At 63.4% G+C, this 12,549-nt stretch carries 12 protein-coding genes and 1 pseudogene; 8 read left to right on the forward strand and 5 right to left on the reverse strand.

Going from position 1 to position 12,549, the window contains the following annotated elements:
* Positions 1–255, forward strand: a 255-nt coding sequence (locus VBE63_RS03520; RefSeq protein WP_323681610.1) for a Txe/YoeB family addiction module toxin, incomplete at its 5' end; no start/stop codon positions are given.
* 294 nt (positions 256–549) lie between these two features.
* On the opposite strand, the gene VBE63_RS03525 is transcribed toward VBE63_RS03520, so the two are convergent.
* The 3 genes and pseudogenes from VBE63_RS03525 to VBE63_RS03535 all read right to left on the reverse strand — a co-directional run bounded on the left by VBE63_RS03525 (position 550) and on the right by VBE63_RS03535 (position 2,834).
* On the reverse strand, positions 550–1,305 hold the full coding sequence (locus tag VBE63_RS03525; protein WP_323681611.1) for an RES family NAD+ phosphorylase: 756 nt from the start codon (positions 1,303–1,305) through the stop codon (positions 550–552).
* Between the two features lie 36 nt (positions 1,306–1,341).
* Positions 1,342–1,698, reverse strand: coding sequence for an MbcA/ParS/Xre antitoxin family protein (locus tag VBE63_RS03530; RefSeq protein WP_323681612.1), 357 nt, complete (start codon positions 1,696–1,698; stop codon positions 1,342–1,344).
* Between the two features lie 236 nt (positions 1,699–1,934).
* A pseudogene (locus VBE63_RS03535) lies at positions 1,935–2,834 on the reverse strand (MnmA/TRMU family protein).
* Positions 2,835–3,006: 172 nt separating this feature from the next.
* Here VBE63_RS03535 and VBE63_RS03540 point away from each other — a divergent pair.
* From VBE63_RS03540 to VBE63_RS03555, 4 genes are all read left to right on the forward strand, one after another.
* Complete coding sequence (locus VBE63_RS03540) at positions 3,007–3,306, forward strand: nucleotidyltransferase domain-containing protein (RefSeq protein ID WP_323681613.1); 300 nt, start codon at positions 3,007–3,009, stop codon at positions 3,304–3,306.
* Positions 3,303–3,815: a hypothetical protein gene (locus tag VBE63_RS03545; RefSeq protein WP_323681614.1), complete on the forward strand. Its 513-nt coding sequence runs from the start codon at positions 3,303–3,305 to the stop codon at positions 3,813–3,815. Before VBE63_RS03540 ends, VBE63_RS03545 begins: the two co-directional genes overlap by 4 nt.
* A gap of 13 nt (positions 3,816–3,828) precedes the next feature.
* Positions 3,829–6,666, forward strand: a complete 2,838-nt coding sequence (locus VBE63_RS03550) for a DEAD/DEAH box helicase (protein ID WP_323681686.1) — start codon at positions 3,829–3,831, stop codon at positions 6,664–6,666.
* Positions 6,667–6,745: 79 nt separating this feature from the next.
* Positions 6,746–8,095 carry a ribonuclease H-like domain-containing protein gene (locus VBE63_RS03555; RefSeq protein ID WP_323681615.1) on the forward strand — a complete coding sequence of 450 codons (1,350 nt, stop codon included), beginning with the start codon at positions 6,746–6,748 and terminating at the stop codon, positions 8,093–8,095.
* Here VBE63_RS03555 and VBE63_RS03560 read toward each other — a convergent pair.
* The gene (locus VBE63_RS03560; protein ID WP_323681616.1) at positions 8,080–8,736 is read right to left on the reverse strand and encodes a riboflavin synthase; all 657 of its coding nucleotides are present in this window, start codon (positions 8,734–8,736) and stop codon (positions 8,080–8,082) included. The genes VBE63_RS03555 and VBE63_RS03560 overlap by 16 nt on opposite strands.
* A gap of 436 nt (positions 8,737–9,172) precedes the next feature.
* Entirely contained in the window at positions 9,173–10,168 is a 996-nt protein-coding gene (gene lipA / locus VBE63_RS03565) for a lipoyl synthase (RefSeq protein WP_323681617.1), read from the reverse strand.
* A gap of 148 nt (positions 10,169–10,316) precedes the next feature.
* Here lipA and ribBA point away from each other — a divergent pair, with 148 nt between their 5' ends.
* The 3 genes from ribBA to nusB are packed head-to-tail and all read left to right on the forward strand — an operon-like array spanning position 10,317 to position 12,486.
* Positions 10,317–11,462, forward strand: coding sequence for a bifunctional 3,4-dihydroxy-2-butanone-4-phosphate synthase/GTP cyclohydrolase II (gene ribBA / locus VBE63_RS03570; protein WP_323681618.1), 1,146 nt, complete (start codon positions 10,317–10,319; stop codon positions 11,460–11,462).
* A gap of 15 nt (positions 11,463–11,477) precedes the next feature.
* Positions 11,478–11,948: a 6,7-dimethyl-8-ribityllumazine synthase gene (ribE, locus tag VBE63_RS03575; RefSeq protein ID WP_323681619.1), complete on the forward strand. Its 471-nt coding sequence runs from the start codon at positions 11,478–11,480 to the stop codon at positions 11,946–11,948.
* A gap of 1 nt (position 11,949) precedes the next feature.
* Positions 11,950–12,486, forward strand: coding sequence for a transcription antitermination factor NusB (gene nusB / locus VBE63_RS03580; protein WP_323681620.1), 537 nt, complete (start codon positions 11,950–11,952; stop codon positions 12,484–12,486).
* Positions 12,487–12,549: the final 63 nt, after the last annotated feature.

The following is a 12,549-nucleotide window of genomic DNA, read 5'->3' on the forward strand; positions in this document are numbered from 1 at the left end:
CAGCGCGACAAACGAATGCACAAGAATCTTTGCGCAATCTTGAAAGAAATGTTGCGCGGCGATCCCGGCGCGGGGTTGGGAAAACCCGAAGCCCTTCGACACAATCTTTCCGGCTTTTGGTCGAGGCGACTTAGCCGGAAGGATCGGCTTGTGTATAAATTTGACGACACGCATATCTATATCTTTGCCATAGGCGGCCACTATGACTCTTTTGAGACCAAACAATTAGCTAATATGTTGATGCGATTGCCCTGACCAACCTCATTGCAATTGGACGCCAGCGCTTCGCAAGACCTGAAGTCCTCTTGAGCTCTCTTCTCGTGAGCCGCCTAGTACGGACCCGCATACTGGGTGTTGCGGGGAGGGCGGGCTAAACACACGCCCTAAGAGGCCGACGATGACACGCTGCGCGTCGGGATCAGACATGCCATCCCTCACTGGCCAAGATGCTCGCCAAGACTTAGCCCGTCTCAAGAGCAGTTGCTCGGGTCCGTCGGCTGACTCCATCCGTCAGGTTGCGCGCATCACCGATCAGCACAAACAGCGTCATCATGTCGCTGCCCTCGGCAACGAGCCATCGACGAGAAACTGCTGCAACGGGAATCGATGCAGCTCGAGCGCGGCTTCGGGCGCAAAGACGACTTCGCCGGTCGTGGTTTCGCACAACCAGTGGGTCAGGCCGACTGGTGCCCGACTGACCAGCGCATCAGGCCGGAACAGCGCCACATTGATTCCCTGTTCTGAATCGCGTGCCGAGATGAACTCGAACAAGTCGATACCGGCAGCTCGCAACGCACTGCCCAACGCCTGGGTCGCACGGTAATCGCGAGGATCGCGCAGCAGGGATCGATGTTCATCGCAAGGCGCGCTCTGGAGACGTAGGCCTCGCTGACCATGGAAGCGAGCCCGGAAGACGCTATGCTGAGTCAGGAGTTGGCCGGACGGTGGCGGTGTGGTCATCCCGGTCCAGAACAGGAAGCGATAATAAGCAGCCTCAGCAAGCAAGGTCGGCAACCCTCGAGCACCATAAAAGAGACTTGGCTCGGCGCGGCTGCCGAAGCGTGAGCCATGGCGCAGCGGTGGGTAGCGAAACGGCGTCGACAGCAGATAATGGAGCCCTTTGCATCCTGCTGGCAAGCGAGGCTTGGAACGCTCCAGCAGCCCTTCAAGTAGGTTTTGCTCGGCCAGATCGTCGACCAAGGACAGCGTGGCAATCTGCTGTTGACTCTCGACGATACGCCACAGCGCTCCACCCAGAGGCGCGATCTGAAGCCGCTGCTCGCAGGCGGACCAAAGATCGCTCATGGCCCCAAGCGCAGCAGCGTCGGCAGGTGCACCCGCTCAGCCGTGACCGCGCAACGCGTCAAGGTACTCGACGACCTGAACCAGCCCCTGCACCGAACGCATCTGCTCCGCCGGAACGCCGCCCGTATCCAGGTTCGGCGTGTGCACCCAATGCTGCATCGCCGCCTGCTCGCCACCGACCAGCGCATAGAGGCTGCGGTAGCAGCGGATCAACAGCAGAGCAAGCTCGCCGGCTTTGCTGGCTGGATCAAGTCCGCGGCTGAAAGCGGTGCGATCCCGCCCGATGATCTCACCGAGCCGTTCTTGGGACAGCCCGAGGGCCTTGCCGGCATTGACGACAGCCTTGGCCAGCACAGCTCGGGCATCGGGAACGCTCTGCTGAGCGGCCTGCATGACGAAGAACCCTCCTGTCTCATCTGTTGCATGCGCAACGTATAGAAGAAAAAACCGCCGTTTGCAACATGACCCAGTGTGCACCCTCTTGGAGGCGCGGCCTCGCCGCACGCCCCCTGCTACTCGCACTTGGTTTCCAATGACAAACTTTTCTGAGCAGCAAGCCGCAGAACCTGCAGTTCATTGACCCTGAGGACCTCATCAGTTAAAGCTATGAGCCATACCAGCTCAAAGTGTCATGAGCCTGCGTGCTTCACGACACAGCCTCCAAGACAGTCATTGTCGAGGTAAAACACCGCCGACTGCCCCGGCGTGATCGCGCGCTGTGGCGCGTCGAATCGAACCTGGCAGGTCTGGCTATCGTAACCGACGATGGTACAGCGTTGCAGCGGCTGCCGGTGCCGCAGTCGGCATAAACACGGGCGCCTCCGAGGGTGGCTGGCCGCTGATCCAATGCAGCTGCTCACCGGTCAGCCGCGAGGCATGGAGCAGTAGATGATCACCGCCCTGCACAACGATCAGCGCGTTGCGCTCAATATCCTTGCAGGCGACGAACCAGGGCGCCTCCGCATGCGCGGCGACCCCGCCGATAGCGAGCCCCTGACGCTGCCTGATGGTGTACCAAGCGAGCCCGCGATGCTCGCCGATGACCTCGCCCTCCGGGGTCATGATCGGCCCCGGATTGCGCGGCAGGTAGCGATCGAGAAAATCGGTGAAGCGGCGCTCGCCGAGCGTCATGCTCGACGCGCGCATAATGGCCGGTTGCGATCGCATCGGCGCCAAGCGTCAAGGCATGGTCCAGAAACGCCTTGAACTTGACCTCCTTGTTGCAGAGCACGTCCGGGTTCGGTGTCCGTAGCGCACGGTACTCGGCCAGGAAGTGCTCGAAGACGCGATCCCAATACTCGGTCGCGAAGTTGACCCGATGCAGTCGGATGCCGAGCCGCTCGGCGACCCGCCTCGGCATCGGCCAGATCCTTGGCCGCCGCGCAGTAACCGGGCTCGTCCTCCTCCCAGTTCTTCATGAACAGGGCCTCGACCTGGTAGCCCTGCTCCAACAGGATCTGCGCAGCGACCGCCGAGTCGACGCCGCCGGAGAGGCCGACGATGATGCGTTCAGCATTGGTTTTAGTCATGACCTCAGCGTAACTCACGACCTAGCCTCTCTGGTCACTGACGCTCACTGACGGGCACCGCCACCGCCGCGCTGCAAGCCATCCTTGCCTGCGTATCAAGCCGGCACTGGCTCGATCTGCGATGGCAAGATAAGCTCAGCATCTGTTTCACCGGAGGATCGGCGCTTTGCGCTTGAACGACCAGCAACGTCAGGCGATCAAGAAGACGGCGCAGCGCTGCTTTGGCTCCGACGCGCAGGTCAGCCTGTTTGGATCGCGGACCGATGATCGCAAGCGCGGCGGCGATATCGACCTGCTCATCCGCACATCGCTCGCCGAGCCCGATGCGATCGCGCGCGCCGAGATCGCCTTTCAGGTCGAGGTGCAGCAGGCGCTCGGCGAGCAACGCATCGATGTGCTGGTGGACTCTCCTCATCGGCGAGTCCACCCCCCGATCTTTTCCATCGCTAAGCAAACCAGTATCCCGTTATGACTGTCGACATCCCCTGTTTGCGCCTACAACAGGCCTGGCGGGAATGCCAGCAGCATGCCCACTACATGGACTACGCGCTGACCGCCCTCGCGCCAAAGCGACCGTTGACAGGGGCGAGTCTGGAATCGATTGACGCCGAAACCGTGCAGGATCTGGATCAATTCGTACTGCGCTTTGGCAAGCTGCAGGATGCCATTGGCAGCCGCCTACTCCCGGCCGTGCTGAGCTGTTTGCAAGAACCTTACGAGCACCGGCCCATGCTGGACAAGCTCAACCGCTTGGAGCAACTGGGCTATCTGGAGCACGCCGAGGACTGGCCACGGTTACGCGCCATCCGCAATCAGTTCGCACACGAGTACCCTGACGAGCCAGAACGCAATGCCAGTCTGCTCAACCTGGCGATTGAGGCCGCCGACAACTTGCGGGCAATCCTGAATCACCTTGAGCAGCGCTTGCCCGTTGAACTGATCGATCAGCAGCAGCAAGACGCTGTTGAAGGTCAGGGATAAGCCCATCGAAGCAATGACGCCGATCGTCACAGAGGCTGAGAATGCCAACGTCCAGCGACTGCTGGGGCGACTGCAACGCAAGTACAGTACGCGCATCACCGGCGAGCTGTGCATGCCAGCGATGGCGGCGCGCCTAGCGCCGATCCCGGAGTCCATGCATCCCGCGCTACGCGAGGCCTTGGCGGCGCGAGGCTTAACCAATCTCTACAGCCATCAGCGCGCGGCCTGGGATCTGGCGCAACAAGGCCAGCATCTGGTGGTCGCGACGCCAACCGCCTCCGGCAAGACGCTCTGCTACAACCTGCCAGTGCTGGATGCAGTGCTGAGCCGCGGCGCCAAGGCGCTGTATCTGTTCCCGACCAAGGCGCTGGCGCAGGATCAGGTTGCGGAGCTGATGGAGCTGAACCGGGCGGCCGGCGCGACAGCCGACGCTGCGCATGAGCCCGCCGACGCCTTCCGCACCGAAGCGGTGCCCAGTGTCGATAGAGCCGGCATCGACGGGCAGCGCATCGCGGATCAGGTCGCGAAAAGCGCGTCCTCAAGCACCGTCCAAGCCAGGACTTCTGCTAGGGTGGAGGGCTCTACAGGCACCCTCGGCATCAAGGCCTTCACCTTCGACGGCGACACCCCCGGCGATGCGCGCAAGGCAGTGCGCACGCGCGGCGACATCGTCGTCTCCAACCCAGACATGCTGCATCAGGCGATCCTGCCGCATCACACCAAATGGGCGCAGTTCTTCGAGTCGCTGGCGTTCATCGTTGTCGATGAGCTACACAGCTACCGTGGGGTATTCGGCTCCCATGTCGCCAACGTCTTCCGCCGATTGCAGCGGATCTGCCAATTCTATGGGGTCAGGCCACAGTTCATCTTCGCCTCGGCGACCATCGCCAATCCGGCCGAGCTGGCCGAGCGCTTGATCGGCGCGCCGGTGGTGCCGATCACCGACAGCGGGGCGCCGCAAGGTGAGCGCCATCTGCTGCTGTGGAATCCGCCAGTGATCAATCCGGACCTCGGCATCCGCGCCTCGGCGCGCTCGCAAACCACGCGTATCGCGCGCATGGCGACCAAGACCGGGCTGAAGAACATCGTCTTTGCGCGCTCGCGGCTGATGGTCGAGGTGATCACCAAGTACCTCAAAGACGTGTTCGATCGCGACCCGCGCCGGCCGCCGCGGGTTCTGGCCTATCGCGGCGGCTATCTGCCGAGCGAGCGACGCGCGGCCGAGCAGGCTTTGCGTGCCGGGCGGGTCGATACCGTGGTCAGCACCTCGGCGCTGGAGCTCGGCGTCGATATCGGCGCGCTCGATGTGGCGGTGCTGAACGGCTATCCGGGCACTATCGCCGCGACCTGGCAGCGCCTTGGACGGGCCGGCCGGCGCAACCGTCCTTGCCTCGGCGTGCTGGTGGCGACCAGCGATCCGCTCGATCAGTACATGGTGCAGCATCCGGAGTTCTTCCTCGGCGCCTCGCCCGAGCACGCCCGCATCCATCCGAACCAGCTGCTGATCCTGATGGACCATGTGCGCTGCGCCGCCTTTGAGCTGCCGTTTCAGGACGGCGATCATTTCGGCGGCCCCGGCTGCGACGAGGATCTCAATGAGATGCTCAGCTATCTGCGCGACGAGGGCGTGTTGCAGCGCCAAGCCGGCCCCAACGGCGGGCGCTGGTACTGGATTGCCGATAGCTATCCGGCCAATGCCGTCTCCCTGCGCTCGGTGGCCGAGGGCAACTTCGTCGTCATCGATATCACTGACGGCAAGCAGACCATCATCGCCGAGGTCGATTACAGCAGCGCGCACGGCACCGTTTATGAGGGTGCGATCTACATGGTGCAGTCGCAGCCCTATCAGGTCGAGCGGCTCGACTGGGTCGGGCGCAAGGCCTTCGTGCGCCAGACCCGCGCCGACTACTACACCGATGCGATCGACTACACGCGGCTGAAGATCCTCGATCGGTTCGATAGCCGCGTGCTGGGTCGGCCAACCGCAGCAACGCCGACCACTGCGGGCACAACGGACAGGGCCGCAACCGCTGCGACCTTAGCACCCTCGGTACCAGGCGCCGCACCTGGCGCATCGACCGAGCTCGCCGCACCAAGAGCCGCACCCCCGCCCAAGATCCTGGCACAGCCTGCTGCTGCGACAGCCAAGTTTTCACAGACCGTCGCGCCGATGTCAACGTCAGCCTTCACCAGTACGGCCGCTGAACGCCCTAGCGCAGCGGCCTCTCACGGCGAGGTCCACATCGTCCGCCGCTATCCCGGCTACAAGAAGATCCGCTATTACAGCCACGACAATATCGGCTACGGCCATATCGATCTGCCCGACCAAGAGATGCACACTACCGCGGTCTGGTGGCAGGCCGAGCCCGCGGCGCTCGAGCAGGCGCTACCGGCACGCGAGCAGGCGATCGAGGGCTTCCTCGGCGCCGCCTATGCGCTGCATCACGTCGCCGCGCTGCGGGCAATGGCGGAGGTGAGGGATCTCGGGCGCGCGGTTGGCGACGGCCAAGGCAGCTGGTCCGCAGTGCTCAGTAGCGACGGCCGCGGACAGTTGCGCGGACCGAGCAACGAACCGCTAGAGCAGCCGCCCGGCGACCGCTTTGAACCGACCCTGTTCCTCTATGACAACTTTCCCGGCGGGGTTGGGCTCTCGGCACCGCTGTTCGATGACGCCGCGGTACTGGTGCAGGATGCGCTCGGCCTCGTGAGCGGCTGCGCCTGTCTCGCCGGCTGCCCAGGCTGCGTGGGGCCGGTCCTAGCCGGCGACGAAGCGCGCAGCCTGACGCCGAAGCGGGCTGCGCTTGCCGTGCTAGCCTTGCTTCGCGGCAACATCACTTGGCTACACCCATGACAGCCTGATGCCGAGTCTCCAAGAACGCCTTCGCCGCCTCCGCGCAGGAACTGGCTCACAGCAGCCTCCCGCTCCGCCCATGAGGTCAGCGGCAACGCAGACGCTCGACAGCAGCGTCCTGTCGGCGGAATCCGATACAGATTCCGCGACAGACTCCAATTCAGCCCGGCAAGTTCAGTCCGCAGCCGACACGGCCGTAACGGGGCAGCTCGGCGCCGAACCGTCCGGGCCTTGCACGCCTAGGCGCAGCCTCGCTGAACGCATCCGCCGTCTTTCGGTTGCTGGTCCAACCCGCAGTCAGCCGCGCCCCACGCCGGAGGCGCTCGCAGATAGCCTCGGCGCCGAGCTCATCGCGCCCGGTCTGCTGCAGCTCGAGCGCCAGCGGCCGCTCAGCCAACGGCACGGTCGCTTTCAGTTGGCCAAGGGGCTCAGCTGCTGCACCCGCGGTGAGCCCGACCTCAGCAGGCTCTCACTGCCCGACGCCGAGGGCTGGCGTTTTCTGGATACCGAGACCAGCGGCCTCGCCGGCGGCACCGGCACCTGGGCATTCGTGGTCGGCATCGGGCGCATCCAAGGCGCCGAACTCTGCCTGCGCCAATATCTGCTGCTCGAGCTGGACGCGGAGGCCGCCATGATGGCACGGGTCCAATCGGAGCTCGCTGCAGCCAATCTGCTGATCAGCTACAACGGCAAGCGCTTTGACCTACCGCTGCTCGAGACACGCCTGCGGCTCAATGGCCTGAGCGGGCTGTCGGATACGCTCGACCATCTCGACCTGCTCTATCCAGTGCGACGCGCCTTCGCACGTCGCTGGCCAGACTGCTGCCTGGCCCGCTGCGAGCAGCGCTTGCTCAACGTCGAGCGTGACGATGATCTGCCTGGCGCCGAGGCACCAGCCGCCTGGCTGGATTGGCTGCGCGCGGGCAGTCCGGCGCGGCTCGGCGCGGTTCTGCGGCATAACCGGCTCGATCTGCTCTCGCTCGCGGTCCTGCTCCCAGCGCTGGCCGAGGTCCAGAGTCAGCCGCAGGCCTTCGGCGCTGATCTCTTGTCTTTGGCTCGCCATTTACTGCGCAGCGGCCAGGCGCAAGAGGCTGAGCGGCTGCTAGAGAGCCATCTGCTCAGCCTAGAGCCTGCGGCGGCCTTGGTGCTCGCGCAGCTACAGCGGCGACGCGGTGCCTGGTCTGAGGCCGTCAGCATTTGGCAGCGACTCGCCGCCGATGCGATGGCCGATGCGGCCGTCGCCGCCCTGGTCGAGTTGGCGAAATACCAAGAGCACGTCAAGGGTGATCTTGCGCAGGCCTTGGCCTATGCCGAACAGTTGCCAGACGGAGAGGCGCATCGGCATCGTCGAGCCCGGCTGAGGCGTCGCCTCATGCAGCGCAATCTTCAGCCGCGCGGTGCCGAAGCGACCCCTCAAGCGAACCCGTGACGACGCAAAAACTCTTCGGTCAAACCCGACTCACTGTGCTCTGCGGCCTGCTCACCGAGCAGTAGTCGCTCAAGATAGCGTGCAATCAGATCGACCTCCAGATTCACGAGACTGCCGACGCGATACTCGTCGATGATGGTGGTTGCGAGGGTATGCGGGACGATATTCAGCTCAAAGACTGCGCCCTTGACCTTGTTGATGGTCAAACTGGTGCCGTCGATGCAGATCGAGCCCTTGACGGCGACGTAGCGCGCGAGTTCGCCAGGCGCGTGGATCTGCAGGCGCCAAGAGCGGGCATCCTCGCGGACCTCGAGCAGGGTGCCGACACCGTCGACATGGCCGCTGACCAGGTGCCCGCCGAGTGGGGTCGATAAACGCAGCGCTTGCTCCAAGTTCACGCGGGCACCGACTTTGAGCTTGCCCAGGGTGGTGAGCGACAGGCTCTCGCGCGAGATATCGGCGGCGAATCCGCGTGGCGTCAGCTCGACCGCGGTCAGGCAGACGCCGTTGACGGCGACGCTATCGCCAATCGAGACCTGACTCAGGTCGAGTGCACCGGCGTCGATCCGGATGCGCTGGTCACCCCCGCGATCCTCGAGCGCCTCGACACGACCAACCGCTTCAATGATACCGGTAAACATGCGCTCCTCCATACCGAGCGTCTGACAGCAAGACAGCGGGTGTAATCATCACAGGGGTGCAGATCAGACTTGCATCGCAAAGCTCGCAGCGGACGTCGGAATCAAGTCCAAGTCGTTCCTTTGCAACCTGTTTCAGCAGTGATCCACAGCGGCTGTGGATAAGTTAGTGGATAAATTGACTGACCCCCTGCTAAGTGTCTGACTTGTTAACACCCAGGTTAAGATGAGCAGAGATTGCCCATCAATGGATTTATTTATTAAACAATCATTTAGACGACGCCGGGCGGGTGTGAGCGCAACCGTAGTGACTGCCACTGGAGCCTGAGAGCGCAGCACGCGGGCTGTGGGCAACTCTTCGCTGGTGGGGTGGACATCACCTCGTGGGTCTGCTGGATACCCGTGATAGGCACTGAAAAAAGACAGCTCACAAGGCGGCTCAGCCTTGACGGATTGCCGCCACCGCCTGCTGATCCGCGTGATACGAGGAGCGCACCATCGGACCACTGGCGACATTGGTAAAACCCATCCTCTCGCCAGCATCGCGCAGCATGTCGAATTCGGCCGGCTCCCAGTAACGGCGCACTGGCAGATGATCCCTGCTCGGCTGCAAGTACTGACCCAGCGTTAGCATGTCGCAGCCCTGCGCACGCAGATCGGCCATCACCGCCAATACCTGCTCTGAGGTCTCGCCGAGGCCGAGCATCAGTCCGGACTTGGTCGGGATCTGCGGATGCAGCGTCTTGAAGCGCTGCAGCAGCGCGAGCGAACCGGCATAATCAGCGCCCGGTCGCGCTTCCCGATAGAGCGCTGGCACGGTCTCGAGATTGTGGTTGAACACATCTGGCGTCGCATTGCCGGTGAACGCGGCCAAGGCCCGCTCCTCGCGACCCCGAAAGTCTGGCACCAAGACCTCGAGCTTGATTTGCGGACAGCGCCCACGCACGGCGCGCAGACAAGTGGCAAAGTGCTCTGCTCCGCCATCGCGCAGATCGTCGCGATCCACCGAAGTGATCACCACATAGCCAAGGCCCATCCGCTCGATCGACTCGGCCAACAGCTCAGGCTCAGCCTCGTCGATCGGCTGCGGGCGGCCGTGAGCCACATCGCAGAACGGACAGCGCCGGGTGCAGACATCACCAAGGATCATGAAGGTTGCGGTGCCATGATTGAAGCATTCGCCCAGATTCGGGCATTGCGCCTCCTCGCAGACGGTCGCGAGTCGGTTCTCACGCAGCAGTCGCTTGATGCGGGCAACCCCAGGGCCGGTCGGTGCCTTGGCGCGAATCCAGGCCGGCTTGCGGGGGACCTCGTTGAGCCGCTCGACCTTGACCGGGATACGCGAGACCTTATCGAGTCCGCGCTGATGACTGTGCGGACTCAGCCGAGAGGGGGCGGTGAGGGGAGCATGGGCGAAGGGAGTATGATCGGACATGAGTGAAAAGCGCTGTGATGGAAACCGAATGCGGTCCAGTCTAACATCCAGGTAACGGCCAACACGGGCCGCGCAGAGTGACGCTTAGCGGAGCCTGCGTTATGCTAGTCGGCTTGACCTCGCGCCGCTCGCCCTGACGTTTCTTAACATGACCCTCAACTCGACCGAAGAGATCATCGACGAGCTCCGTGCGGGGCGTATGGTCGTCATCATGGATGACGAGGATCGCGAGAACGAGGGCGATCTGCTGCTTGCCGCCGATAGCGTGACGCCGGAGGCCATCAATTTCATGGCCAAATATGGCCGCGGACTGATCTGCCTCACCCTCACCAAGGAGCGCTGCGAGCGGCTGCGGCTGCCATTGATGGTCAACGCCAACAATGCCCCGCATTCTACGGCCTTCACTGTCTCGATCGAGGCGGCGCGCGGGGTGACCACCGGTATCTCGGCGGCCGATCGCGCCCGCACTGTTGCCGCCGCGGTCGCCGCTGACGCCAAGCCGAGCGATCTGGTCCAACCTGGGCATGTTTTCCCGCTGATGGCACAGCCCGGCGGGGTCTTGGTGCGCGCAGGACATACTGAGGCCGGCTGTGATCTGGCCCGGCTCGCCGGTTTTGAGCCCGCTGCGGTCATTGTTGAGATTCTGAACGAAGACGGCACCATGGCGCGTCGACCAGACCTCGAGACCTTCGCCGCGACCCATGGTTTGAAGATCGGTACCATCGCAGACCTGATCCACTATCGGGTCGCGAACGAGAAGGCGGTTATTCGCGAAGCGCGCGGCAGCCTGCCAACGGCGTTCGGTACCTTTGAGGTCACCGCCTACCGCGATACCATCGATAACGATATCCATCTGGCGCTGGTGATGGGTGAGATCAATGCCGAGCGACCAACCTTGGTGCGCGTGCATCTGCAGAATAGCCTCTGCGATCTATTCGGCACCCAACACCCCGCCTGTGGCTGGCCGCTTGATGATGTGATGCGTCAGATCGCCGAGGCGGGCGAGGGGGTGATCGTCGTGCTGCGCAACCGAGATCAGGGGGATGACGTCCTGGCCAAGCTGGTCGCCATCACCGAGAACCCAACCCCTTTAACGGCAAAAGAAGCGGCACGGCAGACAGCCATGCCCGCGACAGCAACCCAGAGTGCGCGCAACGAGCTGCGCACCTATGGCATCGGCGCCCAGATCCTGGCTGATGCCGGCGTGCACAAGATGCGCGTCATGAGCGCCCCCAAGGCCATGCACGGCATCTCCGGATTCGACCTTGAGGTCGTCGAGTACCTCGGTGGCTAGCGTTTTAGAGAACTGATGATGATCAAGACCTACGAAGGCGTGCTCCACGCCGGCAACGCCCGTTATTGCCTAGTCGTCTCGCGTTGGAACAGCTTTGTCGTCGAGAGCCTTGAGAAAGGGGCTATCGATACCCTCAAACGCCATGGCGCCGAGGAGGCTGACCTGAGCATCGTGCGGGTACCAGGCGCCTTTGAGATGCCGGTCGTCATCGAGCACATCGCGGCCAAGGGCGATGTCGACGCGATAATTGCCCTTGGCGCCGTGATCCGTGGCGGCACACCGCACTTTGAGTATGTCGCTGGCGAATGTGTCAAGGGCATGGCCCAGGTCAGCCTGAAACATGGGCTCCCGGTCACCTTTGGCGTGCTCACTGTGGATACCATCGAGCAGGCCATCGAGCGCGCCGGCACCAAGGCGGGCAACAAGGGCGCTGAGGCCGCGCTCTCGGCCATCGAGATGGTCAACCTGCTGCGCGGACTCGCCTGAGATGGCTGGACGCCGCAGCGAGGCGCGTCGCTATGCCGTGCTCGCGCTCTACCAATGGCAAGTGAGCGGGCAGTCACCCGCCGAGATCGCCAGCCATTTCTTCGATGATCCCTCCTGGATGGAGGCGATTGCTGAGGGCATGGCCGAAGCGCGCGCCGAGGCTCAGGCAGCCGCCTCCAGCGGACAGGCCGGCAAGGCCAGCCAGCAAGCGTTGAAGCCGCGCCCTTACGACCATCAGCTGTTTAGCAACCTGCTACGCGAGATTCCAGAGCAGGCCGATGAGATCGACGACGCCTTACGCGGCAACCTCGACCGCTCGCTGCAAAGCCTCGACCCGGTCGAGCGCAGCATCTTGCGCATCGGCACCTACGAACTGCTGTTCAGTGTTGAGCTGCCGGTGCGTGTGGTGATCAACGAGGCCGTGGAGCTCGCCAAGGCCTTTGGCGCCGAGCAAGGCCATCGCTACGTCAATGCAGTGCTGGACCGGGTCGCGCGCTCGGCCCGTGCCGATGAGTTCGCCCGTAAGACCACCGCTTAGAACCCTGTATCCACAACGACTTGCCCACTTGAACGCCACTGCCCGGCAACCATCGGCGCGTCC

The sequence above is a fragment of the Lamprobacter sp. genome (genome assembly GCF_034860625.1).
Classification (GTDB): Bacteria; Pseudomonadota; Gammaproteobacteria; order Chromatiales; family Chromatiaceae; genus Lamprobacter.

Excerpts from the sequence above, each read along its gene's own strand:
- VBE63_RS03550 (WP_323681686.1), top strand. The coding sequence starts at position 3,829 with ATGACGCCGATCGTCACAGAGGCTGAGAATGCCAACGTCCAGCGACTG.
- VBE63_RS03545 (WP_323681614.1), top strand. The coding sequence starts at position 3,303 with ATGACTGTCGACATCCCCTGTTTGCGCCTACAACAGGCCTGGCGGGAA.
- nusB (WP_323681620.1), top strand. The coding sequence starts at position 11,950 with ATGGCTGGACGCCGCAGCGAGGCGCGTCGCTATGCCGTGCTCGCGCTC.
- VBE63_RS03530 (WP_323681612.1), bottom strand. The coding sequence starts at position 1,698 with ATGCAGGCCGCTCAGCAGAGCGTTCCCGATGCCCGAGCTGTGCTGGCC.
- VBE63_RS03555 (WP_323681615.1), top strand. The coding sequence starts at position 6,746 with ATGAGGTCAGCGGCAACGCAGACGCTCGACAGCAGCGTCCTGTCGGCG.
- lipA (WP_323681617.1), bottom strand. The coding sequence starts at position 10,168 with ATGTCCGATCATACTCCCTTCGCCCATGCTCCCCTCACCGCCCCCTCT.
- VBE63_RS03560 (WP_323681616.1), bottom strand. The coding sequence starts at position 8,736 with ATGTTTACCGGTATCATTGAAGCGGTTGGTCGTGTCGAGGCGCTCGAG.
- ribE (WP_323681619.1), top strand. The coding sequence starts at position 11,478 with ATGATGATCAAGACCTACGAAGGCGTGCTCCACGCCGGCAACGCCCGT.
- VBE63_RS03525 (WP_323681611.1), bottom strand. The coding sequence starts at position 1,305 with ATGAGCGATCTTTGGTCCGCCTGCGAGCAGCGGCTTCAGATCGCGCCT.
- ribBA (WP_323681618.1), top strand. The coding sequence starts at position 10,317 with ATGACCCTCAACTCGACCGAAGAGATCATCGACGAGCTCCGTGCGGGG.